Source organism: Flavobacterium sp. MMS24-S5 (assembly GCF_050320125.1).
Classification (GTDB): Bacteria; Bacteroidota; Bacteroidia; order Flavobacteriales; family Flavobacteriaceae; genus Flavobacterium; species Flavobacterium tyrosinilyticum.
The window spans coordinates 1,790,358-1,813,545 of record NZ_CP190016.1 but is presented as its reverse complement, the minus strand read 5'-3'; the positions used below and the strand labels follow the sequence as shown (position 1 = coordinate 1,813,545).

At 33.2% G+C, this 23,188-nt stretch carries 24 protein-coding genes, 1 tRNA gene and 1 pseudogene; 6 read left to right on the top strand and 20 right to left on the bottom strand.

Features of this window, described 5'->3' with window-relative positions; genetic code table 11:
- From ACPWTF_RS08215 to ACPWTF_RS08165, 11 genes and pseudogenes are all read right to left on the bottom strand, one after another.
- A pseudogene (locus ACPWTF_RS08215) lies at positions 1-2,620 on the bottom strand (TonB-dependent receptor).
- Between the two features lie 99 nt (positions 2,621-2,719).
- Positions 2,720-3,562 (bottom strand): FecR family protein, encoded by an 843-nt coding sequence (locus ACPWTF_RS08210; RefSeq protein WP_427875099.1) that lies wholly within the window; start codon positions 3,560-3,562, stop codon positions 2,720-2,722.
- Between the two features lie 4 nt (positions 3,563-3,566).
- Positions 3,567-3,782: a hypothetical protein gene (locus tag ACPWTF_RS08205; protein WP_427875098.1), complete on the bottom strand. Its 216-nt coding sequence runs from the start codon at positions 3,780-3,782 to the stop codon at positions 3,567-3,569.
- A 46-nt stretch (positions 3,783-3,828) separates the two neighbouring features.
- Positions 3,829-4,350 (bottom strand): RNA polymerase sigma factor, encoded by a 522-nt coding sequence (locus ACPWTF_RS08200; protein WP_427875097.1) that lies wholly within the window; start codon positions 4,348-4,350, stop codon positions 3,829-3,831.
- Positions 4,351-4,569: 219 nt separating this feature from the next.
- On the bottom strand, positions 4,570-5,046 hold the full coding sequence (locus tag ACPWTF_RS08195) for a GNAT family N-acetyltransferase (protein WP_427875096.1): 477 nt from the start codon (positions 5,044-5,046) through the stop codon (positions 4,570-4,572).
- Between the two features lie 7 nt (positions 5,047-5,053).
- A complete protein-coding gene (locus ACPWTF_RS08190) occupies positions 5,054-6,472 on the bottom strand; it encodes a PLP-dependent aminotransferase family protein (RefSeq protein WP_427875095.1) in 1,419 nt (472 codons plus the stop codon).
- 21 nt (positions 6,473-6,493) lie between these two features.
- A complete protein-coding gene (locus tag ACPWTF_RS08185; protein ID WP_427875094.1) occupies positions 6,494-6,862 on the bottom strand; it encodes a hypothetical protein in 369 nt (122 codons plus the stop codon).
- Between the two features lie 167 nt (positions 6,863-7,029).
- Positions 7,030-7,629, bottom strand: coding sequence for a DUF6624 domain-containing protein (locus tag ACPWTF_RS08180; protein ID WP_427875093.1), 600 nt, complete (start codon positions 7,627-7,629; stop codon positions 7,030-7,032).
- 67 nt (positions 7,630-7,696) lie between these two features.
- On the bottom strand, positions 7,697-7,954 hold the full coding sequence (locus ACPWTF_RS08175; protein WP_248728084.1) for a hypothetical protein: 258 nt from the start codon (positions 7,952-7,954) through the stop codon (positions 7,697-7,699).
- 70 nt (positions 7,955-8,024) lie between these two features.
- Positions 8,025-8,435, bottom strand: coding sequence for an ACT domain-containing protein (locus ACPWTF_RS08170; RefSeq protein WP_250837276.1), 411 nt, complete (start codon positions 8,433-8,435; stop codon positions 8,025-8,027).
- Positions 8,436-8,511: 76 nt separating this feature from the next.
- Positions 8,512-8,585 (bottom strand) — tRNA-Met (locus ACPWTF_RS08165).
- A gap of 150 nt (positions 8,586-8,735) precedes the next feature.
- Between ACPWTF_RS08165 and ACPWTF_RS08160 the strand changes: the two genes are divergently transcribed.
- Positions 8,736-9,128, top strand: coding sequence for an START-like domain-containing protein (locus tag ACPWTF_RS08160; protein WP_095929482.1), 393 nt, complete (start codon positions 8,736-8,738; stop codon positions 9,126-9,128).
- A gap of 54 nt (positions 9,129-9,182) precedes the next feature.
- Positions 9,183-10,019, top strand: coding sequence for an aminotransferase class IV (locus ACPWTF_RS08155; protein WP_427875092.1), 837 nt, complete (start codon positions 9,183-9,185; stop codon positions 10,017-10,019).
- Here ACPWTF_RS08155 and ACPWTF_RS08150 read toward each other — a convergent pair.
- From ACPWTF_RS08150 to ACPWTF_RS08120, 7 genes are all read right to left on the bottom strand, one after another.
- Entirely contained in the window at positions 10,016-10,576 is a 561-nt protein-coding gene (locus ACPWTF_RS08150) for a YqgE/AlgH family protein (RefSeq protein ID WP_008464759.1), read from the bottom strand. The two genes, ACPWTF_RS08155 and ACPWTF_RS08150, sit on opposite strands and share 4 nt — an antisense overlap.
- 128 nt (positions 10,577-10,704) lie before the next feature.
- A complete protein-coding gene (locus tag ACPWTF_RS08145) occupies positions 10,705-10,977 on the bottom strand; it encodes an HU family DNA-binding protein (protein WP_008464760.1) in 273 nt (90 codons plus the stop codon).
- 180 nt (positions 10,978-11,157) lie between these two features.
- Entirely contained in the window at positions 11,158-12,105 is a 948-nt protein-coding gene (fmt, locus tag ACPWTF_RS08140) for a methionyl-tRNA formyltransferase (protein WP_427875091.1), read from the bottom strand.
- On the bottom strand, positions 12,105-14,000 hold the full coding sequence (locus ACPWTF_RS08135) for a RecQ family ATP-dependent DNA helicase (RefSeq protein ID WP_427875090.1): 1,896 nt from the start codon (positions 13,998-14,000) through the stop codon (positions 12,105-12,107). The genes fmt and ACPWTF_RS08135 overlap by 1 nt, the downstream gene beginning before the upstream one ends.
- Before the next feature lie 65 nt (positions 14,001-14,065).
- Entirely contained in the window at positions 14,066-14,599 is a 534-nt protein-coding gene (locus ACPWTF_RS08130) for an AAA family ATPase (protein WP_427875089.1), read from the bottom strand.
- A gap of 533 nt (positions 14,600-15,132) precedes the next feature.
- Complete coding sequence (locus ACPWTF_RS08125; RefSeq protein WP_427875088.1) at positions 15,133-15,702, bottom strand: hypothetical protein; 570 nt, start codon at positions 15,700-15,702, stop codon at positions 15,133-15,135.
- Between the two features lie 17 nt (positions 15,703-15,719).
- Positions 15,720-16,631, bottom strand: coding sequence for an alpha/beta hydrolase family protein (locus tag ACPWTF_RS08120; protein ID WP_427875087.1), 912 nt, complete (start codon positions 16,629-16,631; stop codon positions 15,720-15,722).
- A gap of 272 nt (positions 16,632-16,903) precedes the next feature.
- Here ACPWTF_RS08120 and ACPWTF_RS08115 point away from each other — a divergent pair, with 272 nt between their 5' ends.
- From ACPWTF_RS08115 to ACPWTF_RS08100, 4 genes are all read left to right on the top strand, one after another.
- Complete coding sequence (locus ACPWTF_RS08115; RefSeq protein WP_066033683.1) at positions 16,904-17,200, top strand: DUF493 family protein; 297 nt, start codon at positions 16,904-16,906, stop codon at positions 17,198-17,200.
- A gap of 4 nt (positions 17,201-17,204) precedes the next feature.
- Positions 17,205-17,927 carry a DUF4290 domain-containing protein gene (locus ACPWTF_RS08110; RefSeq protein WP_250837269.1) on the top strand — a complete coding sequence of 241 codons (723 nt, stop codon included), beginning with the start codon at positions 17,205-17,207 and terminating at the stop codon, positions 17,925-17,927.
- Positions 17,928-18,108: 181 nt separating this feature from the next.
- Complete coding sequence (murA, locus tag ACPWTF_RS08105) at positions 18,109-19,422, top strand: UDP-N-acetylglucosamine 1-carboxyvinyltransferase (protein WP_427875086.1); 1,314 nt, start codon at positions 18,109-18,111, stop codon at positions 19,420-19,422.
- Positions 19,423-19,510: 88 nt separating this feature from the next.
- Positions 19,511-20,389 (top strand): cation diffusion facilitator family transporter, encoded by an 879-nt coding sequence (locus tag ACPWTF_RS08100; RefSeq protein ID WP_250837267.1) that lies wholly within the window; start codon positions 19,511-19,513, stop codon positions 20,387-20,389.
- Positions 20,390-20,657: 268 nt separating this feature from the next.
- Here the strand turns inward: ACPWTF_RS08100 and ACPWTF_RS08095 are convergent, their stop codons facing one another.
- Positions 20,658-22,136 carry a DUF5686 family protein gene (locus tag ACPWTF_RS08095; protein WP_427875085.1) on the bottom strand — a complete coding sequence of 493 codons (1,479 nt, stop codon included), beginning with the start codon at positions 22,134-22,136 and terminating at the stop codon, positions 20,658-20,660.
- A 16-nt stretch (positions 22,137-22,152) separates the two neighbouring features.
- The gene (locus ACPWTF_RS08090; protein ID WP_427875084.1) at positions 22,153-23,148 is read right to left on the bottom strand and encodes a DUF5686 family protein; all 996 of its coding nucleotides are present in this window, start codon (positions 23,146-23,148) and stop codon (positions 22,153-22,155) included.
- Positions 23,149-23,188: the final 40 nt, after the last annotated feature.

Sequence of the window (23,188 nt, the reverse complement as noted above, 5' to 3'; positions counted from 1 at the left end):
TTAAAATTTAAAATTATAAGAAACTCCAGGTACAATTCCGAAAATAGAAAGCCTTCTGGTTTCATTTGCTCCTGTATCTTCATTGGTTGTAAAACTCATAGAAGCCGCATTTTTTCTGTTGTATATATTATAAAGGCTGAATACCCAATAGCTCTGCCATCCTTTCTTTTTGTCTGGTTTTGGCGTGTATGTAGCCGCAACATCTAAGTGATGGAAAAGAGGTAATCTATTTTCGTTTCTCAAAGAATAATTCGGAATATGAATGCCTCCCATTTCATAATAACCATTGGCATACGTTACCGGCTGTCCAGATTGTAATGTGAAATTTCCATTAAAAGACCATTTCGGGTTTAGTTCATAACTTCCCACAATACTCAAATTATGCAGTTTGTCGTAACCAGACAAATACCAGTCGCCATTTGCAATTCCTGGTTCTTCTGGAGTTCTTCCAGGTGTTTTTTGTTCTGCTCTAGATAAAGTATAAGAAACCCATCCTGTGAAAACGCCTGTATTTTTTCTGAATAACAATTCTAAACCATAAGATCTGGCTTTTCCGTTTAGAATAACTTGCTCAATATTGTTGTTAGCCAAAACATCAGCGCCGTCAATATAGTCAATACGATTTTGAACATTTTTATAGAATAATTCGGTTTCTAAAGAGTAATCTCCGTCTTTGAAATTTCTGAAATAACCCATCGCATATTGATCCAAAAGCTGAGGTTTTGTGAAAGGTCCGCTTGGTGTCCAGATGCTCATTGGCAACGGTGACTGTGTATTTGATAAAATATGAATGTACTGTGCCATTCTATTGTAACTTGCTTTTACAGAAGTTTCGTCGTTAAAAGCATAAGACAATGCAGCTCTCGGTTCAAAATTATTGAAGCTGCTGATTTTTTTTCCTTTTCCATAAGAAATGCTTCCGTTTGGAGTTCCTTCCTCATAAATATTGTATAAAGGATTATAAACGACAGCCTGATTGTTTTCGTAAGTGCTGATGGTTTCGTCTCCTAAACGGTAAAACATGCTGTAACGAAGTCCATAGCGGAAAGTCAGTTTTTCTGAAATCTGATTTTCAAAATCGACAAAAGCAGAAGTTTCTAAAGCATATTTTTTATCCAGTTGCATATAATTGAACTGCGAATCTGAAGAAGTCGGTTTTACAACGCCAGGATTGAAATTATAATACAATCCATCAATTCCATAATTGATTTTAAACTTCTCAGATTGTTGGAAATTCCAATTGTATTTCAATCCGTAGCTCGCAATATTGCTATCCCATTTAAAACTTTCAATTGGAATTTCTAGATTGAATCTGTAATCACTATAGAAAACCGATAAATTGCTGTTCAAGCGATCAGTAAATTTATGTTTCCAGTTTAAAATCCCCATTGTGCTTCCGTACGTACTTGCAAAACGATCATTAATATCGAATAAATCATTTCCGAAATAACCCGAAAACGAAAGCGTATTCTTGGCATTAAAACGATAATTTAATTTAGCATTCAAATCATAAAACATCGCTGAGTTATTATTATCTGCCAATTTCATAAATAAATGCGCATAAGAAGCACGCCCAGAAACAATAAAAGAACCTTTTTCTTTTTCTAACCGCAACCTTGAACTAAAAGACGGCTGGAGATAATTCCAATTCCTCCATTTACTTTATATTCTTCAAAATCCCCAGTTTGTTGTGTTACATCTAAAACAGAAGAAACACGTCCTCCAAATTTTGAAGGAATTCCCCCTTTGTATAAATCTAAACCGTTAACGATATCGGCATTAAAAATAGAGAAGAATCCAAACATATGCGAATCTGCATAAACCGGAGCACCATCCAAAAGAATTAAATTCTGATCGGCAGCACCACCTCGAACATTAAAACCTGATGAAGCTTCTCCCGCATTAGTAACTCCAGGAAGAGTTAAAATTGATTTTAAAGGATCTGGCTCGCCCATAGCAACAGGAATTTTTTTAATTTCCTGCATCGAAAGCTTATTAACACTCATTTGAGTTGCTTTAATATCGGCAGCTTTATTGTTCATTACAATAACTTCTCCCAATTGCTGGCTATCTGGATCTATATTGAAATTGATTTTATTGTCATCTGTAACAGAAACTCGTTTTTCCTCATTTTTAAATCCAACATAACTTACTTGAACCGTATAATTTCCGTCAGGAACTTCAATACTATAATTTCCATTAACATCTGTTACAACTCCTGTTTCCAATTCTTTAATAAAAACGTTGGCGCCAATAACGGGTTGTCTTTCATCATCAAAAATGCGACCTGTCAGCTTATTTTTTTTTTAACTGTTTTTTGAGTTTGAGATTTCTGTTTGACAAAAATATTATTGCCCGAAATAGAAAACTGTACAATCGAAGTTTGATTTAATTCAGAAATAAGGTTCTCGATTTCGATAGTCTTAAAAGTGCTTTTTTTCGTAAAATATTTTTTATTCGTATCAATTTGGTCTGTAAAAGCAAATTTAAAATCGGTTTGATTTTCAATCTGCTTGAAGAACTCTTTTAATGTCGTATTTTGATCTACAGTTATGGTAACGCTCTGAGCTGACATACATAAACTGAATAAAAAAAAGCATGCTGAAATTATATGCTTCATGAAATTTTGTATTTTTGAATATTATTAAATGGAATAACCTCGTGTTATCCTGAAAATTAGGAGGATGTGGAGTTTCGCGGCTTACATCCTTTCTTGTTTTTATTGAAAAGTGATCTGTTTTAAATCTTCATTTATTTCAAAATTTAGGTTATACATTTCTGATATTAATTGTAAAATTGTTTTTAAATCTTCCTTTTTATTGATGCGAATTGTAATTTTCTGATCAAGATTTTCTTTCGGAATATTGACTTTGTAACCATATTTTTCTTCAATGTATTGACTGATAACCGACAGTTTTTCGTTATCAAAATCTATAAATCTGCTGAATTCTGTTACTGAAGCCGTTTGGTTTCCGTAGGTAAATTTATCACCAGGTTTCAAAATCCATTTTTGGTTTTGGCCTTTTACATTCATTTGAACGCTTCCTTCAAAAAGTTCAACGGTCACTTCTTCATTTTTAGATTCTTTAACTGTAAAAGAAGTTCCTAAAACGGTAGTTGTTGTTTCATCGCAAAAAACCTGAAAAGGATGCTGTTTGTCTTTTTTAACTTTAAAATAAGCCTCACCATCAATTTCTATTTTTCTGTTTAAAGCAAAATTGTTTCCGTAAATAATTTTAGAATTTGGACCTAGTTCTACTTTTGAGCTGTCTGGTAAAACAATGTACTTTATTGCTGAGGTTGTATTTTCGATTACATTTTCGGCCAAAACTATATTTTCAGCAGCAGTTTCCTGGTTGAAATAAATTCCAGTTCCAATAAGTGTAAAAAGTAAAACCGAAGCCGCCGCATAAAGATGCCAAGGTTTAAATTTTCTTTTCTTCTCAGAAAATGTTTTAGCATGGAATTGTTCCCACGAAGCTTCTTTTTCGCTGTCTGAATGAGAAAGGGGAGACTCTTCCCATAACTTTTTAAATTCCTCGTCAAATTTTTCCTGATCCATTTTTTTAGGTGTAAATGATTTGACAATGAAATCCTTGTTTGTTAAAAACACCGTAAACCATTTCTTTTATGTCTCGATTAGTTTCGATTTTAAGGATGTTTTCTTGTCCTTGACGATCAAAATTTATGATACAATCAGAAATAATAAAATGTAAATAAGCTACAAGTAAACTTGCGTCTTTCATTGTTTTTACATTAGTTTTATACGCTTCGATATGCATTTTTAGTTCTTGTTTTTTAGTATAACAAACGAGAACTAAAAAGTTCCTAATGGTTTTCGATTTTTTTTCGAATAAATTTACTGGCGAGATAAATATGATTGGCAATGGTCTTTTCAGAAAGATCCGTTATTTCTGCAATCTCCTTATAGCTAAGGTTTTCCAGTTTGTGTAAAGTAAATATTTTTTGCTGCTGCTCTGGAAGCTGATTTATGAAATTTTGTAGTTTTTCTTGTCTTTCTTCAAAAATGCCAGTGTCAGTTTCTTCATCTAGCATTTCAACTTGAGAAGGATCAAGCTGTACTATTTTGTTTTCCCTGTTAACATGATTGATAATAATGTTCTTGCAGATAGTAAAGATTTGTTTGTCGAATAACACCTCTTCGTTAAGGAGTTCTCTTTTATTATATAATCTTATGAAAGTTTCCTGAACAAAGTCTTCGGGAGTAAGTACAGAAGAATGGAATCGTTTGGCAATATTTATAAGTTTATCGTAATAGTTGAAGTAGACTTCTTTGAAAGCTGCTTCATTACCTTTTTTTAAACTTAAAATAATTTTTTTATTGTCCATAACGAAAATATCGTGACTAGCTTCCTAGTTCTAAACTCATTGGAGTCAATATTATTGTATTCAGAAATTGAGTAATCCCAAGTGAGAATGTAATAAGTTACAAAGAACCGTAATTTAATTTAAGATTTGACGCTTTTGTTGGAGAAATGTTACAGTATAATCAAATAAAAAACCCTTGAATTGAAATGCCAAGGGTTTATTTTTTTTTAAATAGGATTATTAAATGCTGAGCACCATTTGAATATCAACTCTATTATAAGATGAAGAAATTCCGGTTATTTCTTTAAAACCTAATTTTTCATACAGTTTAATAGCAGGTTTCAGTTTGGTGTTGCTTTCCAGATAAATTTTAGAAGCACCTTTGTCTGTGGCCCATCTTATTGCCGATTCAGCCAATAATAATCCAATGCCTTTTCCTTGGGCTTTTGGACTTACAGCCATTTTTGCTAATTCGTAGTCATAATCTTTTTCGTCACTTTTGATTAAGGCGCAAACGCCTAAAACTTCATCATTTAAAATAGCAGAAAAAATTTCTCCGCCTTTATTTATAATATATTCTTCGGCATGATCGAGAACTTTTACGTCATTGGGTTCAACCTCAAAATAAGTTGAAATCCATTCTATGTTTAAATCCTTGAAGCTTTTTTGATACTTCGGATTATAAGTTGTTATTTCTACTTGGTCTTTGTTCTTCATAATGCTATTAAATACTATTTTTTATTATTTTGCCCAATTTTTCCAAATCAGATTCTACGCGTTCATTCCATTCCAAAGCATAATTTAATCGCATACAGTTGTTGTATTGATTGTACTGCGAAAAAATTCTTCCAGGAGCAAAATTGATTTTCTGGGTTAGGGCAGTATTGAATAATTCTGTGGTTGATATTCTTTCATCCAATTCCAGCCAGAGCATAAAACCGCCTTTAGGCTGTGCAATTTTGGTGTTATCTGGAAAATAGTTTTCTACGGCGCGATTCATTTGGAGATAATTGGCGTAAAGTTTATTTCTAAATGTTCTTAGATGATGATCGTAACGGCCATGTTCTAAGAAATCGGTAATCACATCCGAATACAAGGAAGAATTGCAAACGGTCTGAACCAGTTTCTGACGGATGATTTTGTCTTTAAATTTTCCTGGAGCAATCCAACCAACACGATAGCCGGGCGCAAGAGTTTTAGAAACAGATCCGATCCACAAAACCAAACCAGCTTCGTCATAAAACTTGCAAGGTTTAGGGCGCTCTGAACCAAAGTATAGATTACCATAAATATCATCTTCAATCAATGGGACATTATATTGCGTGATCAGTTTAACCAATTCCTTTTTGTTTTCGTCAGGCATTTGAAATCCCATCGGATTATTGAAATTGGTAATAAAACAGCAGGCCTTAATTTCAGGAAGCATTTTTTTTAAGGCATCAAGATCTAATCCAGACAAAGGATGGGTCGGAATTTCAACCGCTTTCAGACCCAATACCTTAATTGCTTGAAGTATTCCAAAATATGCAGGACTTTCTACAGCGACGCTATCTCCAGGAGATGTCACGGCCATAAGGGCATTGTACATGGCATGCATAGCGCCGGAGGTAATTACAAGATCATCTTCCGTAATTTTTCCCTCCATGACCAATGCCCATTTGGCAATGGCGCGTCGAAGCTCTTCAGATCCTTGAACAGGTTCGTAGGCTGTGCCGGCATCGCCTCTATTTCGTACAGCATGGATGATTCCTTTGTTAAGTTTGGCAACCGGAAGGAAATTCTTTCCAGGTAATCCGAGTGCAAATTGTGTTACATCGGTTTGATTGATGGTGCCGAAAACTTTATCAATTAAATCTTCTGGTGTATTCTCTTTTTCGTGGTTATCTATACTTGCGATTGTAGGAAGTGCCGTTGTGCGTTGCGAACTTTTACTCACATAATATCCCGTTTTGGGGCGAGATTCTATTAATGAACGGCTCTCCAGTTCTAAATACGCTTGTTTAATGGTGTTTAAACTAACATTATACAGCTTTTGTGCACTTCTAACGGAAGGAAGTTTGTCGCCAAGCGAAAGAGTTTCATTGTGAATTTGATCCTCAATAATTTTGGCAATTTTTAAATATAATGTTTCTCGATTTTTCATTTTTTCTTTTCCGTTAAGCGACTAAAAGCTCAGACAATGAACAAAATGCTCTGTACTTTGTCTCAATTGTTTAGCGTTATTGAAATTGGCATTTCTCTTTTTCTTTAAAAAATTCTGAATGTATTCATTAAATATTGTTCTGTCTTCATTAGTCAAACTTCCGTCATCATATATTTGAAATATAATTTCGTTTTTGTCATCTAATATTAAACTTGCAAACGAATTAATTTTATTGTCTTTTTCGCAAAGAAGAAAAGGTATTCCAAAAAGCATTTTATCTTTAGCTTTCACATTACTATTTTTATTGAAGATATTTTGTAAAATCTCCATGTCAAATATATATACCTCTCTAAAAGTTCTTTTTTCCTGTGTTGTTGCTTTAGATTCCATATCTTTTTTTAGCAAAATTATCGCTCTTAAAGATTTGGGTACAGATACAGAAAATACTTTTTTTAGGGGTACAGATTAAAAGTAATGTTTTTATTTGAGTCGGTAAAAACTGAGGAAGACTTTTTATAGTAGGAGGAATTAATTGGGAATTACAGTTGGATTTGAAGTTATTTTATCCATCCTGTTTTTCTCCTCCATTCAAGTGCTTCTTGTTTTCGTTTTTCGAAATCTTCAGGAGGTAATTGATTTTCTTGTATTATTTGATTTCGAATAAGTTCGGTTTGCTCTTCCAGAGAGTTGAGTCCGATAGATTGTCTTCTTTGATTTACCATTTGTAGGTCATCGAATAAATTTGGACTTAAATTTCCTTCTTCATCCCAATCAAATTGGGTTCCGTAAAGTTGTGGATTTCCTTCCAAGACGGCTATTCTGTCTGTTAAATAGGCAAGATTAATAGGGTCTGCTTGATTTTCTTTGACTGCATTTTGCAATTGCTCCGCACATCGTTTCATGAAATCTGGAGATCCAATAGAATGTTGTATGATTAGCCAAGCAGCTTCGCTTGCTTCTTTCCCAACTTTATCAATCGTCGGATAACCGATTGTGTTTATGATTTCATTTAAGATTATTGCATTTTGTTTATGCAGCTTTTCCATTTCTTCATCATATCCTTCAAAAAGTTTTTTGTTTTCAATAAGCTTGTTTCTCAATTTGAGATCAGCATTTTTCAACTCAATTATTCTTTCGGAAATGATTTTGTTATCCATTTGATATTGGTTAAAAGAATTAACTAGAAATGGTTTTTAATTTACAAAAGATGGTCTGTAGATAAAATTAATTATCCTCCTTTTCCAAATCTGCAGCAGAAATCTGATCTAAGATGTTGGTTTGATTTGGCGAAATGTAGTTTTTATTTTCGCTAATTTGCTCTTTCTTAAAAAGTAGATCAAGCGCATTGTAAAGTTTTAATAAAACATCTTTGTCTTCTTTGGCAATATCTAAAGCAGTATTGAAATTAAAAACATAATTATTAGAATTACGTACTTCTACTTTTATAGTTTTAGATGTGATCTTAAATTTTACTATGTCCATATGTTATAAATTACCTCTGCAAAATAACTATTTTAATGGCAGTTTTTATGCTTATTTTTTGATTTTTTAATTACAAAGAATTTTTATTTTCTTCTTTCAATTTCAGAAGTACATCCATTGCTTTCAGAGCGTCATTTTCATCAACAAATATATGGTCGTGTAAATAGGCGGCAACTACATTGCAACTAATATTGGCATTTCCTAGTGCTTGAGAAAATGCAGCGGTTAAACCCACAGCGGCTAAAGAAGAATGAACTTCTAAAGTAATCCAAGAAGCAATATAAGAGAAATGAAGATTAAGCTCTTCTGCAAAATGTTTTTCTAATACTACAGTAATCCCTTCTTTTTCTTTAAATAGAAACAAAATTTTTGAAAAAGGAACTTGTTCTAGAGAATCTACTTTTGTAAAAACATATTTCCCTTCATTAAGAATAGGATTAAGATTCTCCAAAATAGTATTTAAATTTATTTCGCCTTCCATAAAATTAGGACTGTTTTTTATTTAAAAATAATAAAAAACCCTTAAACATTTCTGTTTAAGGGTTTTACCTTCTAAGTAGCGAGGACGGGAGTTGAACCCGTGACCTCAGGGTTATGAATCCTGCGCTCTAACCAACTGAGCTACCTCGCCTGGACTGCTATCATGAATTCCTGATTGCGGGTGCAAAGATATAAATATTATTAAAGCATACAAGCATAAAATGAAGAAAAAAAAATATTTTTAAAAATGCATTGTTTTTGGACATATATTCTTATATTTCGAAAAAAATTAAAGTAGCACATGGATTCAAAAATACGTTACGAAATAGAGTTTCCGATCAATTCTTCGCCGCAATTATTGTATCAATATATATCAACTCCATCAGGTTTACAAGAATGGTTTGCTGACAATGTTAATTCAAGAGGTGAATTTTTTACCTTTATGTGGAATGATTCACAAGAAAAAGCGCGTCTGGCTTCAAAAAAATCTGGAGAAAAAGTAAAATTCAAATGGGTTGATGATAGCAGTAAAGATACTGAGTACTTTTTTGAACTTCATATTTTAGTCGATGAATTGACTAAAGATGTATCGCTTATGGTAGTCGATTTTGCCGATAAAGATGAATTAGGCGAAGCTAAACAATTGTGGGAGAATCAGATCTCAGATCTAAAACATCTTATAGGTTCTGTTTAGTAAAAGTCTATTTTATACCTTATATTTGCCCTGAACAAAATTCAGGGTTTTTTTATGATTAATTTTAACGGAAATATAGCGCAGGAAGACAATATGTTAACTCTAAATCGCGCTTTTTTGTATGGTGACGGAATATTCGAAACAGTAAAAATTGTCAATGGGAAGATCTTGTTCCTTGAAGATCATTATTTTAGATTAATGGCTTCAATGCGTGTGGTTAGAATGATGATTCCGATGGATTTTACTATGGAATATTTTGAAGAACAGATTCTTAATTTGGTAAAAGAACAAGGAATTGAGGCTTCAGCACGAGCAAGAATTACCGTTTTTAGAAACGATGGTGGTTTATATCTTCCAAAAAGCAATGATATTTCATTCTTAATCAACGCCATTTCTCTTGGAAATAAAGCGTACAGTATAAATACAAACGAATATGAAGTAGATTTGTATAAGGACTTCTATGTGACAAAACAATTGTTATCGTCTCTTAAAACGACAAATAAGATAATTAATATAACGGGAAGTATTTATGCTAGTGAAAATGACTTGGCTAATTGCATTTTACTGAATGACAGTAAAAATGTTGTAGAAGCGCTTCAGGGAAATATTTTTATGGTAATGGGTAACAAGCTTATTACGCCTCCAGTTTCAGAAGGTGCTTTAAACGGAATTATGCGTAAGCAGATTTTAGCTCTAGCTAAAAAAATAGAAGGTATAGAAGTATCAGAAGAAATAATTTCGCCGTTTGATCTTCAAAAAGCAGACGAATTATTTCTAACTAATGTAATCACGGGAATACAGCCGATAACCAAATATCGAAAAAAAGAGTTTACAGCAAATCTGGCTCATTTATTAGTGCAGCGACTAAATGAATCCATCTCTGAAAATTAATTCAGATATGGATTTTCTGGTGCGTTAGACCAAATAAGATAATCGCCGCCAAGCTCAATAATCTGCTCTTTCCAAAAATGGGTAGTAGATTTTCCGATAATTTTATTTTTGTAATTATTATCAGCAATAATCCAAGAGTTTCCCTGCATTTCATTCTCAAGCTGATTTTCTTCCCAACCAGTGTAGCCTAAGAAAAAACGAATATTATTTTTACTAATAGATCCGTTGTTTATTAAGTCTTTGGTTGACTCAAAATCGCCACCCCAATAAATCCCGTTTGAAATCTCAACACTATTTGGGATTAACTCAGGAATATTGTGAATAAAATAAAGGTTGTCTTGTTCTACAGGGCCGCCGTTATATATCTTAAAGTTAGCATCAATTTCAGGAATCAAGTCATTAATCGTATATTTTAATGGCTTGTTAATTATAAAACCTATTGATCCTTCTTTGTTATGGTCTGCTAATAAAATTACCGATCTATTAAAAGATAAATCTCCAATTATTGAAGGCTCGGCAATAAGCAGGTGTCCTTTTTTTAATTTTTCTGAAATCATACGGTTACAATTTTTATTAAATTTAATCATAAAAAAATTAAAATCACAAAAAAAATCGTTAAACCGCATAAAAAAACCTTCCAGAAGGAAGGTTTTAATTATATTATAAGTTTAGAGAACTTTCTTACTTAGTTCACTGCACCTTCTAATTCAGCACCAGCTTTAAATTTTACAACGTTTTTAGCTGCGATTTTGATAGTTTTTCCTGTTTGAGGGTTTCTACCGTCTCTAGCAGCTCTTGAAGATACTGACCATGATCCGAAACCTACTAATGAAACTCTTCCACCTTTTTTCAAAGTAGTTCCTACATTACCTAAAAAAGACTCTAAAGCTAATTTCGCCGCAGCTTTTGTAATTCCTGCATCAGCAGCGATAGCATCGATTAATTCTGACTTGTTCATAATAATTAGTTATTAATTGTTGGTTAAAAAAAATTGTTAATACACAAATTTAGTAGGAAATCCGTTGCGTGCAAGTGTTTTCTTTATTTTTAGCAAAAATTGTTAATAACTTGCTTTTTTTGTTCATAAAGAGTGTTGTTCATCGATGAAAAACAGGTACAAACCCCTGTTTTACTGACCTTAATACACTTTTGCAACTTCTGAAAAACTCACTCCATTTAATAATTCTGAAGCAAGCATTCTCTTTTTTCCTGGAAATTGTAGACTTAATAACTGAATAAAGCCCTCTTTTATTGCAATCTTGATTTCTTTTTTAGTGCTAATTAGCTTTCCAATCTCATAAGAGTGTGATTCTGAGACTAGTTTGGCTTCGTAAATTTTGATGTTTAATTCTTCATTTTGGTCTTTTAAATAACACCAAGATGCAGGATACGGACTTAATCCTCGGATTAAGTTATTAATTTCTACGCCAGATTTGGTCCAATCGATTTTGCAGTTTTCTTTGTTTAATTTATAAGCGGTTTTAATATCGTCGTTGTCTTCTTGGATTGTTGTGGTAACATTTCCGCTTTCAATAACTTTTAAAGTGTCAATTACAGTTGTGCTTCCTAAATGCATTAAACGATCGTGCAATTGACCTGCCGTTTCTTCTGGTTCAATATTGATTTCAGAATTTAAAATCATGGCGCCAGTATCAATTTTATCATCAATAAAGAATGTTGTAACACCAGTTTTAGTTTCTCCATTAATAATAGCCCAGTTAATAGGAGCGGCACCGCGGTAATTTGGCAATAAAGAAGCATGAAGATTAAAAGTTCCTAAACTTGGCATCTCCCAAACCACTTTTGGCAGCATTCTAAAAGCAACAACGATTTGTAAATTGGCATTTAAAGCTTTTAATTCGGCTAAGAAACTCTCGTCTTTTAAATTGGTTGGCTGTAATAAAGTAAGGTTGTTGGCAAGTGCATATTCTTTTACAGCCGAATATTTTATTTTTTGTCCGCGTCCTGCTGGTTTATCTGCAGCGGTAATTACGCCAACAACATCATAGTTATTTTTAATAATGGTGTCCAAAATGCCAACGGCAAATTCTGGTGTTCCCATAAATATAATTTTCAATTTCTCCATTATGATTTTAAAGTGTATTTATTATTCGCTTGTATAATGATATGATTGTTTTCGAGCAATTCCTGAAGAACCGATAAAATGTCTTTTGTGTCCATTTTTATCTGATTTTCTATTTCTCTCGAAGTCAGAGAAGCGGTTCTGAGTAAAGATAAAATCTTATCTGCAATGGAATCGGCTTCGGTAATTTTTCCTTTTAGTGTAATGCAGTACGAACAGATACCACAGTTTTCTTTTGTTTCTTCTCCAAAATAATCCAAAACCAATCTGTTTTTGCAGGTTTTATTGTCTTTTATATAATGAAGAACCGATAAAAGCTGTTCTTTTTTTACTTCATTCTGTTTTTCTAAATATTTCGAAACTCTATTTATAGTGTGGTCATCTTCTCGGACTTCATTAAATAAAATTGTGGCGTCGTTATTTTTAGATTTATATTCAATAATTTCTTTTTCCTTTAATTTTTCTAAAACAACAAGAATCTGTTCTTCCGAACGATTTGATTTTTTAGCAATCAATCCCAAGTTTAAATTAGATTTTACATCGTAAACTCCTGGATACGTTCTTAGAATGGCCAAAATGATTTCTTCGTCATTTGGGTTTAAGCTCATGTATCGAATCACTTCTTTAGATTCGATCAAAAACTGAATATTGATTTTTTCTGAAAACTCTTGGGACATGGTAATAATTCCCTGCTGATTCAGAAACTGTAAAGCATTATAGGTTTTAAGAGTAGGGAAGTCGTATTTATTGCAAAAATGATTCAGTTTGAAAGAAAAAGTTTCGTCTAAACCTTCTCCATAAGCAATCTGAAAGTAGTTGCACAGTTTGTTGTACATCGTTTTCAGAAACTTTTTGTCTGGCAAAATATTTAAAAATTGCTGCTCCGTCTGAATAGAGTCTGAATTATTATACAAAAGAACCGAAAAAGCTTTTGCACCATTTCGTCCTGCGCGCCCAGATTCTTGATAATAATTTTCTAAGTTTTCTGGAAGTTGAGTATGAATAACTGTTTTAACATTGTCTTTGTCGATTCCCATTCCGAAAGCATTCGTAGCAACAATAACTTGCGCCTGCTCAGACATCCACAACTGCATGTTTTTGTCTTTTTCTTTAGATGAAAGTCCGCCGTGATAGTAAGTTGATGTAAAACCTAACGATTGCAATTGCGAAGACATGTTTAAACACCCTTTGCGATTTCGCACATATATAATAGAAGGCTGTGGATTCTTTTTAAGAATTTGTTCGGTTCTATATAGTTTATCTTCAACTTCAAAAACCATATAAGCGATATTTTTTCGCTCAAACGACTGCTGAAAATGTCTTGGATTTTTTAATTCTAATTGCGTTCTAATATCTTCAATAACTCTCGGAGTTGCTGTCGCTGTCAAAGCTAAAAACGGAATTTTCGGAAAGAACTTTTTCAATTCCGAAATTTTAAGATACGCAGGCCTAAAATCATGACCCCATTGCGAAACACAATGCGCTTCGTCGATAGCAATTAAATTGATAGGCAAGTTTTTAATACGTTCCAGAATCCAATCCGATTGCAAACGCTCAGGCGATAAGTAGAGAAATTTATAATTTCCGTACTGGCAATTATCCAAAAGATCAATCAGTTCTTCGGTATGAATTCCGCCAGTAAGCGCAATCGCTTTGATGTCTCTTTTCTGAAGATTCATCACCTGATCTTTCATTAAGGCAATCAAAGGCGAAATAACGAGACAGATTCCTTCTTGCATCATGGCTGGAACCTGAAAACAAATTGATTTTCCGCCGCCCGTAGGAAGTACGGCAAAAGTATCCTGTCCTTCCAGAACCGAATCGATAATTTCTTTTTGCAACGGTCTAAAACTGTCGTGTTTCCAGTATTTTAGAAGAATATCCTGTGCTCCGAGCATTGCTTTGGTTTTAAAGTTAAAAATTTAGAAAACAGTTTCTAGTTTTGCAACTTTAAACCATGCCGCTAAATTTTGTCTAAGATATAAAGAATTCTGTTTTCAACTGTATCTTTAGGAACTTCAATCAGTTCGTAACCATATTTTTTGTAAGTTTCAACAAGGTGCTCTTGGATTTTTACTGCCTGATCAAAATTTTCATAACGTTCAGAATCACTTTGGTAAATTTCTTCCCAAGGCGGTAAAATAAAAGTTTTAGAATATTTATAATCTTCGCATGCTTTAACGAAACTTTCCGGATATTCATCACCAATATAATCCATATAAGCTACCACATCTGGAATTCCTCTGTCAATAAAAACCACATTATCAGGTTCTTCAAGAGCATTTTTATATTGATCGATACGACCTTCCAATAGCATTTCGCTAAACAAAAGCGGCTGTTCTAGAAACAACTGCTCAATGCCTTGTTCTTGCGCTTTCATGGTAACCTGTCTAGAGATTTCTGGATAGCAGCAAAAGCCACGAGCTACCAATTCGTTAATAAGTGTTGATTTTCCAGTACCAGTTACGCCAAGCAAGACTATAATTTCTTTTTGCACTATTCTAAAAATAAAGCGCAAATTTACCTAAACTTATTTATAATTAAAAAGAATATTTGCTTTAAGCGAAAGATTTGGCATTTTTTGTAGTCATGGGTTCCTGCTGTCCGCTGCAATCTTTTGCTTTTTAAAGAAAAAAGCAAAAGGATTTCCGCTTCCATCAGGGCTAAAAAGGAGAGATGGTTTTGTTTTTGGAATTATTTTATGAATATAATTTTACGAAACAAAAAAGTCCCAGAGGGACGACATATTTATAGAGAAAATAGGGATGTCATAGGTTAAAAAGCTCTGGAGGAGCTACATGTTTATAGAAAACAGAATTGATTATTTATAAAAAAAACCAGCGGGGCGACACATTTTGAATAATTTATATGCCGCTCCGCTGGAGCTTTTGATATGCGGGAAATTGAAATTTGCTATAGATATTTTGCTCCTCTGGAGCGGTTTTTATTTGAATTGCAGCTGGTTTTAACCAACAGGTTGAATGATTTGTAGATCTTGGCTTTTACTAAATAACTGTATCTATTTCTTTGTTATTGTTTTGGGATGTCTTCTAATAATTTTCCATAAAAATCAAGAATATATCTATTAGATTCAAAATCTACTAAAAGTATAACATTATCTTTAATAGTAAGCTCTTCACTGCCTTCAGGATTTACCCAAATATCTCTTCCTCCAAAACTCCAAATAATCTCTCCATATTTTGTTATTCTGAAAATTTCCAATTCTCCATGAATAAGGAAATCTTCTTCAAGTTTGTAAAGACAAAAGTTGGTGAATTGATCAAACTCTTTTTGCCATATAATTTCTAATGAAGGAATCTTTAAACAGTAAATTTTATTCGAAACTAGAATCCATATTTTATCATCTTCAATAGTGCATGAGTTTTCATGTATTCCTGTTGCGCCCTCAGTTTCACAAATTATCGCACTTGAAATCTTAGTTCCATGTTCTTTAATAATGACAGCGTGCTTACTACTAGAGCGAAATTCATTTTCTTCACAATAAACTTTTTGATATTGATGTAAATTATTGCTTGAATTTAAAATATAATTTTTATCGTCAATAACTTCAATTTCAAAATTTTTATAAGAAACATTCATTGTCTTTATTTTAAGAATTACTCACAAAACAAATACTTCCCAGAACTTTTTCCACTTTTAGAAGGAATAATCAAATGCGATTGGAACTTTTTCCCCTTCAGAACATCATTCACAAAATCTAAAACATATTGTTGTCCTTCATGAAAAAGATAACCAGAGAATTCATGTCCGCCACCGCAAAAAGTAATCAGTTCGATGTCTTTATGCAAATCGTTCATTTGATTATAAACGGCATAAGAACCAAAAAGAATCAACCAGCCAGAAGCATTTGTTGGGCAAGAACGATGCGAACCTGCTGCGTACGGAACAGTATCATCATTGCTTCCGTGCGCCAATAACATCGGAATTGCTTTTTCTTTTGTAATCAAATTAATATCCTGAATCGCTCCCGAACCTCCAATGAAACCTTTGTATTTAAAGTTTTCAGGCAGATTGCTTTTGTATAAATTCATTAATTTATAATCCCAGAACGAAGCATGAAAACCAATTTCTGCTCCAGCACTAATTCCAGAAATAAAGATTTTTGAAGTGTCAAGATTATATTTATAAGCATTTTCAACTAAGAAAGCTGTTGCCTGCCACATATCGCTTACGCCAATTTGTATTGCTTTTATTTTTTCGGTTAAAGTTCCTTTGCAACCAAAATCTTTTCCTTTCATATATAAACTGTACGAAATGCTGGCAACGGCATAACCGTTTTGAGCCATAAATTTTCCGAATTCTTTTTCGCTTGTTCGTTCTCCGCCAGAAAATCCGCCACCGAAAGCGAACATAATTAACGGAATTTTTTCGCCAGCTTTTTTCTTAGGCAGATATAAATCTAAATCCAGTTTTAAAGTGTCATTTTGGAAATAGGTTAAGGTTTTGACTTCTTGTGCTTGAATTGAATTTATTGTTAAAGCGATAAAAAGTAAAAGGAGTTTTTTCATTATAGTATTTTTTAATCTCGCAAAGTCGCAGAGACGCAAAGTAATTTCTTAAAAGCTTAATTAGTAAAAAAAACTTTGCGACTCTGCTACTTTTCGAGAGATTTCTGCGGATTATTTTCTCAAATATAAGCGTAAAATTTACAATGAAATAATCTTCCAAAGCTTTTTTCTCTGCACCTTTGTAACTTTGTAACTTTGAACCTTTTTTCGAAGAAAAAATATAAAAAATCTAAAATCAAAAACCGTATATTTGCGTTTATTTTTAATTACGAATGGAGAACGATAAAGAAAAAAATACAGCCGAATTTTACGAAAGATTAAAAGTGGAGCTTGATAACGCAAACACTTGGCCAGCAGAATATTTGTACAAATTTATTGTGCCTTCTGTAGCAGATAATGTAGAGCGTGTTGAAAAAGCTTTCGATAGAATGGGAGCGGTGATTAAAACAACAAAATCAAAAACTGGTAAATTTACCAGCGTTTCTGTAGATGTTACTATGCACAGCTCAGATGATGTAATCAGTAAATACAAAGAAGTTTCTACAATAGAAGGTATAGTTTCATTATAAACTTATGATCGAAAAATATAAAAGAGAAGCCGCAAGTGACGTTGTTTTCAATTTAGAATACAATTCTGAAAGACAGCGTTTAATTATTCCGGAGTACGGTCGTCATTTGCAAAAATTGATTGATCAGGCAACTGCAATCGAAGATGATGAAACGCGCAATAAAGCCGCAAAATATATCATTCAGGTTATGGGAAGTCTGAATCCGCATTTGCGTGATGTTCCAGATTTTCAACATAAACTTTGGGATCAGCTTTTTATTATGTCTGATTTTAAACTTAATGTAGAATCACCATATCCGATTCCGTCAAGAGATGTTTTGCAACTGAAACCTGAGATTTTACAATATCCTCAGAATTTCCCGAAATATAGATTTTACGGAAACAACATTAAATACATGATTGATGTTGCTAATAAATGGGAAGAAGGCGAAATGAAAACTGCTTTGGTGATGGTAATTGCGAATCACATGAAAAAATCGTTCCTAAGCTGGAACAAAGATACCGTAAAAGACGATGTGATTTTTGAACATTTATTTGAGTTATCGGGAGGCAAAATCAACTTATTGCACAGTACTGAAGAATTGTTAAACACTACAGATTTAATGCGTACCAATAAACGCATGTCTAATAAAACAGCTTCTGGTATACAGCCGAAAACTCAGAATAACAAAAACAATAATAAAGGCGGTCAAAAAAAGACATTTCAAAAAAATAATAATCAAAAGTAAAAAAGGTGCTAAGAGGCTAAGCTTCTAAGTTACTAAGGTTTTTTACTTAGATGCTTAAAACAAACAAAAACAAAAATAAAAAAGCTGCTAAGCTACTAAGCTACTAAGTTGCTGAGTTTTTTTACTTAGAATCTTAGAAACTCAGAATCTTAGAAACTTTGAAAGAACCTAAAAGAAATCTATGGGAATTTTTAAAATCGAAGGAGGAACTCCTTTAAAAGGAGAAATCACTCCGCAAGGAGCAAAGAATGAGGCATTACAAATTTTATGTGCCGTGCTTCTAACAGGAGAGAAAGTAAAAATTAATAACATTCCTGACATTATAGACATCAATAAATTAATCACTTTGTTGGGTAATTTAGGGGTAAAAATTCAACGTAACGAACCAGGTTCGATTACTTTTCAAGCTGACGAAGTTAATGTTGGATATTTAGAAACTGAAGCTTTCAAAAAAGAAGGAGGAGCGCTTCGTGGTTCTATTATGATTGTTGGTTCGCTTTTGGCTCGTTTCGGAAAAGGATATATTCCAAAACCAGGAGGAGATAAAATCGGTCGCCGTAGATTAGATACACACTTTGAAGGTTTTATTAACCTTGGAGCAAAATTTAGATATAACAGAGAAGATCATTTTTATGGAGTAGAATCTCCAAAAGAGGGCTTAACTGGAACAGATATGCTTTTAGACGAAGCTTCTGTAACTGGAACTGCAAACATTGTAATGGCAGCAGTTTTGGCAAAAGGAACAACTACAGTTTACAACGCTGCTTGTGAGCCATACTTACAGCAATTGTGTAAAATGCTAAACTCTATGGGAGCAAAAATCACTGGAGTTGGGTCTAACTTATTGACTATCGAAGGTGTTGAAAGCCTTGGAGGTTGCGAGCACAGAATTTTACCAGATATGATCGAAATTGGTTCTTGGATTGGTCTTGCGGCTATGACAAAGAGCGAAATCACAATCAAAAATGTAAGCTGGGAAAATTTAGGTTTGATTCCGAATACTTTCAGAAAATTGGGTATCACAATCGAAAAACGTAACGACGATATTTACATTCCTGCTCACAAAGACGGATATGAAGTAAAAACAGATATCGACGGTTCTATCTTAACTATTGCTGATGCTCCATGGCCAGGATTTACACCTGACTTATTAAGTATCGTTTTAGTTGTGGCAACACAAGCAAAAGGAGACGTTTTAATTCACCAAAAAATGTTCGAAAGCCGTTTGTTCTTCGTAGATAAACTAATTGATATGGGAGCAAAAATTATGTTATGTGATCCGCACAGAGCTGTGGTTATGGGACATAATTTCGAATCTCAATTGAAAGCAACTACAATGTCTTCTCCTGATATTCGCGCAGGAATCTCATTATTGATTGCGGCGCTTTCTGCAAAAGGAACCAGCACAATTCAAAATATCGAGCAAATCGACCGTGGATACGAGCGTATCGACGAGCGTTTGAGAGCAATCGGCGCAAAAATCGTGAGAGCTTAAAAAGTTTATAGCTACGAATTCACGAATTTTTATTTTCAAAGATTATAAAAAGTAATTCGTGAATTCGTGGCGAAAAAAAATAGTCTAAATGACAAACGAACAAAAAGCTATAAAAGCTACTATCTTTAGTATAGTTGGAAACACCTGCTTGGCCCTTGTAAAAGGTCTTGCAGGTTTTTTTGGCAATTCTTATGCCTTGATTGCAGATGCGATTGAATCGACGACAGATATATTTGCATCCTTCTTGGTGCTGTTTGGAATCAAATATTCGAATAAACCGGCAGACGAAAATCATCCTTACGGTCATGGTCGTGCAGAACCTCTTATTACGTTTTTGGTTGTTGGATTTTTAATTACTTCAGCAACAATTATTGGTTACGAAAGTATTGCTAATATTGGGACTTCACACGATTTACCGAAATCGTGGACTCTATATGTTTTAGGCGCAATTATTATTTGGAAAGAATATTCTTTTCGTTTGGTAATGAAACGAAGCAAACAAACAAATAGTTCGTCTTTAGCAGCCGATGCTTGGCATCATAGAAGTGATGCTATAACGTCTGTAGCTGCTTTTATCGGAATTTCAATTGCCTTAATTATGGGCAAAGGCTACGAATCTGCAGATGATTGGGCTGCGCTTTTTGCCGCTTTTTTTATCTTATATAACAGTTATAAAATTTTCAGACCAGCGCTTGGCGAAATCATGGATGAAAACTTAAACGACGATTTAGTAGAAGAAATTCGTGTTGTCGCTTTAACTGTTCCAGGAATTCTTGGAACCGAAAAATGTTTTATTCGTAAAGCAGGAATGCGTTATCATGTTGATCTTCACGCCATAGTTTCGGCAAAAATTTCAGTAAAAGAAGGACATGATTTGTCTCATAAATTGCAAGATACTTTAAAAGAACAAATTCCACAGTTAGGAAATGTCTTAATACATATTGAACCAGATGATTATCATTGTTAAAGATGCTAAGGTTCTAAGATTCTAAGTTTTTTCTTTGTCAAAGTTTAAAACTTTGACAAAGATTAATTTAAAAATCTGCTTAATTTACCATCTACTTGAAACTAGATTGTAAATTAAGCAGATTTTTTTTTAAGATTGAAAATCTTTGCGTGGGCTTCGACTTCGCTTAGCCTGACAAAAATTAGTAAATAGGTTGCTAAAGGAAAAAACTTAGAATCTTAGAATCTCAGAATCTTAGAATCTTAGAATCTCAGAACCTTAGCATCTTCTAATCTAATGCATTCAAAATCTTCAACCCAAACACAACACCATTTTGTTGAATCCCTCCTTGATAAGAATGCACATAATCCACTCGGAATAATTTAAATTTTCCGAAACCTAAATTGTCTAGACCAACAGTGAATTCAGAATATGGTTTTTTGTCTGGAATCGCTAAAGCATGAAAACCAATATTCATAGTCGATTTTAAAAGATTCAATAACGGAATTTTATTCATAATAAAACCAGTATCATTGTATTCGGTATGCATTTCAAAATAACTGTCGTTTGTACTGTTAGAATAGTATGGCATCATATTAAAAACATTCAAATAACGTTCGCTTGTTCCAATATGGGTTTGGTTTCCGTTGAAATGTCTGTAATCGATAAACGAAATATTTTCTGCATTAAAAAACTTGCCTCCTCTAAAATTAGTTCCTAAAAGACCTTTATTTCCAAGAGATAAATCATATTGAACAGATGCGCCTATTCTTTCGTATTCGTACTTTTTTTCGCTTGCCTCGAATGCTTTTTCGAATGCTAAATAAATGGTCGGATATTTATCATCTTTAAAATTAAATCTTCCGTCTGGTCTCGAAATGTATTTGTTGCCAAAGTTAATTCTCGTTGTCACAAGCGCTTTAAACAAATGATGCTGATCAAAAGCGGGAGTTGTAAAATCGTCTGGAGCCAACGGATTATTGGAAGAATAAAGATCCTCTTTTTTAAAGAACGAATAATCGGTGGTGTTAAAAAGTGGTTTGCGCTGTTCGTAGCCAATTTTCCCAGTAAGGTTTACACCATTTGCAATATCTTGACCGTAGTTAATTTCAACAAATTCTAAGTTATACAGCTTCATGTAATTGTCTTTAAAAAACAAAGAACTTATAGAGTTGATCAATTTAGAAATAGGTTCTGCACTATTTAATTGTGCTGTTTTCGTTCCTCCAGAACCCCAAATTGTAGCATAATTGATCGTGTTGAATCGATGGCTGAATTCGCCAATTGCACGAAAACGTTGATCCGAAAAGCCATAATTAAAAGTGGTGCTTATTGAAGTGTTTGTTCCTTTTTCCTCATTCCATTTTTTAAAAGAGAAACCAGAATCCAGATTAAAACCCTGAACGGTATTAAAACTTAAAGAAGAAATATTGAGTAAACCTTTATAATCAAAAGAATATTTCTTGAAAGTGTTTTTATAATCGTAACCCATTAAAACATCCCAGACTTTAAATTTATTGTTTTTTGCGTCTATAGAATCGGTGTATTTTTTTGATTTTCTAATGGTTTGCAGACTGTCTTTTTTTGTGTAATCATTACTTTCCTCCATAGTTAACGGAATCGGACGAATTTCATTCCAGAAAGCATCATCTTTTTTATTCGCATTGAGGTCAAAAGCCACGAGTTCATTTCCGAAAGTTTTCTTTTCAAACGACGCTGGAAATTCATAATTCGAATAAACATAATTGAAATTCCCAGAAAACTTCACGCCAAAAATACCCGCGTTAAAAGAAAGTGTCTGCGCGTTTTTCGAACCATATTTTATTTTTTGAGTTATAACTGAAACTCTGTTTGAGATTCATTATTTCAGTGAACTCATTTTTCATTCTATACCCTTTGATCTCTAAATCGATAGCATAAATGGCAAAACTATCGTCTACAATATAAATGTAACCCTCAAAAACGGGTTCTTTATCGCGTTTCGGAATGACTTTAATTTTATTAATCTGCTGATTGTTATCGTCGTAAAAAGTGCTTTCTAATTTGTATTTGTAGTAATTAAAAGCATTGTCTGCGATAGGAGAGATGAGTTTAACATCAAAATCTAAGGCATTATCATAAAAATCATAATTGGATAATGCTGCTGTATTGTAGCTGTAACCGCGGTTATTTCCAGAAATTTTAGAAGCTATAATGTTTTCTTTAAACTTGTTTGGCTTTTCTAGACTAACTTTAGATATTGTTTCAGATAGATATAAAATTCCTGTTCCTGTCGAATCTAAATTAGCCCCCATATCGCTACCTAATTCTACTTTTTTGCCTAGAATTTTTTTAGGAAGATCTTTTACTTTAAGCATTCCTTTCGAATAAAAGTCGGCAGTATATCTTCCTGTTTTATCTGAGTTTTCTTTTTTATTGGCAATGGCACTTTTTATAATTGCATTTGCGGGATTATTTTTAGGATCAATTACAACTTCATTTAATGCGAAGCTTTCTTCTTGAAGCTGAACATCCAAAATGACTGTTGTTGTTGCTGCGAGAACAATTTTCTTTTGAGTTTTATAGCCTAAATATTGAAAAATTATGGTGCTTCCCGCAATTTCTTTTACATTAAGCTGATATTTTCCTTGTTCGTTAGAAGTGGTGCCGTGATAGGTGCCTTCTTGAAAAATAGAAACAAATGGCAACGGATTTCCCTTTTCATCGGTTACAGTTCCTTTGATTTGAGCGAAATTAGAAATAGAAAATAAAAAAAAAGCGAGTAAAGTATAGTTTCTCATGAAAGTGGTTTCTCTCACAAAAATAAAAGAAGTTGAAAAT

Excerpts from the sequence above, each read along its gene's own strand:
- ACPWTF_RS08185 (WP_427875094.1), bottom strand. The coding sequence starts at position 6,862 with ATGGAATCTAAAGCAACAACACAGGAAAAAAGAACTTTTAGAGAGGTA.
- fmt (WP_427875091.1), bottom strand. The coding sequence starts at position 12,105 with ATGGAGAAATTGAAAATTATATTTATGGGAACACCAGAATTTGCCGTT.
- ACPWTF_RS08135 (WP_427875090.1), bottom strand. The coding sequence starts at position 14,000 with ATGCTCGGAGCACAGGATATTCTTCTAAAATACTGGAAACACGACAGT.
- ACPWTF_RS08200 (WP_427875097.1), bottom strand. The coding sequence starts at position 4,350 with ATGGACAATAAAAAAATTATTTTAAGTTTAAAAAAAGGTAATGAAGCA.
- ACPWTF_RS08175 (WP_248728084.1), bottom strand. The coding sequence starts at position 7,954 with ATGGACATAGTAAAATTTAAGATCACATCTAAAACTATAAAAGTAGAA.
- ACPWTF_RS08210 (WP_427875099.1), bottom strand. The coding sequence starts at position 3,562 with ATGGATCAGGAAAAATTTGACGAGGAATTTAAAAAGTTATGGGAAGAG.
- ACPWTF_RS08145 (WP_008464760.1), bottom strand. The coding sequence starts at position 10,977 with ATGAACAAGTCAGAATTAATCGATGCTATCGCTGCTGATGCAGGAATT.
- ACPWTF_RS08180 (WP_427875093.1), bottom strand. The coding sequence starts at position 7,629 with ATGGATAACAAAATCATTTCCGAAAGAATAATTGAGTTGAAAAATGCT.
- ACPWTF_RS08090 (WP_427875084.1), bottom strand. The coding sequence starts at position 23,148 with ATGAGAAACTATACTTTACTCGCTTTTTTTTTATTTTCTATTTCTAAT.
- ACPWTF_RS08170 (WP_250837276.1), bottom strand. The coding sequence starts at position 8,435 with ATGGAAGGCGAAATAAATTTAAATACTATTTTGGAGAATCTTAATCCT.
- ACPWTF_RS08190 (WP_427875095.1), bottom strand. The coding sequence starts at position 6,472 with ATGAAAAATCGAGAAACATTATATTTAAAAATTGCCAAAATTATTGAG.
- ACPWTF_RS08160 (WP_095929482.1), top strand. The coding sequence starts at position 8,736 with ATGGATTCAAAAATACGTTACGAAATAGAGTTTCCGATCAATTCTTCG.
- murA (WP_427875086.1), top strand. The coding sequence starts at position 18,109 with ATGGGAATTTTTAAAATCGAAGGAGGAACTCCTTTAAAAGGAGAAATC.
- ACPWTF_RS08150 (WP_008464759.1), bottom strand. The coding sequence starts at position 10,576 with ATGATTTCAGAAAAATTAAAAAAAGGACACCTGCTTATTGCCGAGCCT.
- ACPWTF_RS08115 (WP_066033683.1), top strand. The coding sequence starts at position 16,904 with ATGGAGAACGATAAAGAAAAAAATACAGCCGAATTTTACGAAAGATTA.
- ACPWTF_RS08110 (WP_250837269.1), top strand. The coding sequence starts at position 17,205 with ATGATCGAAAAATATAAAAGAGAAGCCGCAAGTGACGTTGTTTTCAAT.
- ACPWTF_RS08120 (WP_427875087.1), bottom strand. The coding sequence starts at position 16,631 with ATGAAAAAACTCCTTTTACTTTTTATCGCTTTAACAATAAATTCAATT.
- ACPWTF_RS08195 (WP_427875096.1), bottom strand. The coding sequence starts at position 5,046 with ATGAAGAACAAAGACCAAGTAGAAATAACAACTTATAATCCGAAGTAT.
- ACPWTF_RS08125 (WP_427875088.1), bottom strand. The coding sequence starts at position 15,702 with ATGAATGTTTCTTATAAAAATTTTGAAATTGAAGTTATTGACGATAAA.
- ACPWTF_RS08205 (WP_427875098.1), bottom strand. The coding sequence starts at position 3,782 with ATGCATATCGAAGCGTATAAAACTAATGTAAAAACAATGAAAGACGCA.
- ACPWTF_RS08155 (WP_427875092.1), top strand. The coding sequence starts at position 9,183 with ATGATTAATTTTAACGGAAATATAGCGCAGGAAGACAATATGTTAACT.
- ACPWTF_RS08100 (WP_250837267.1), top strand. The coding sequence starts at position 19,511 with ATGACAAACGAACAAAAAGCTATAAAAGCTACTATCTTTAGTATAGTT.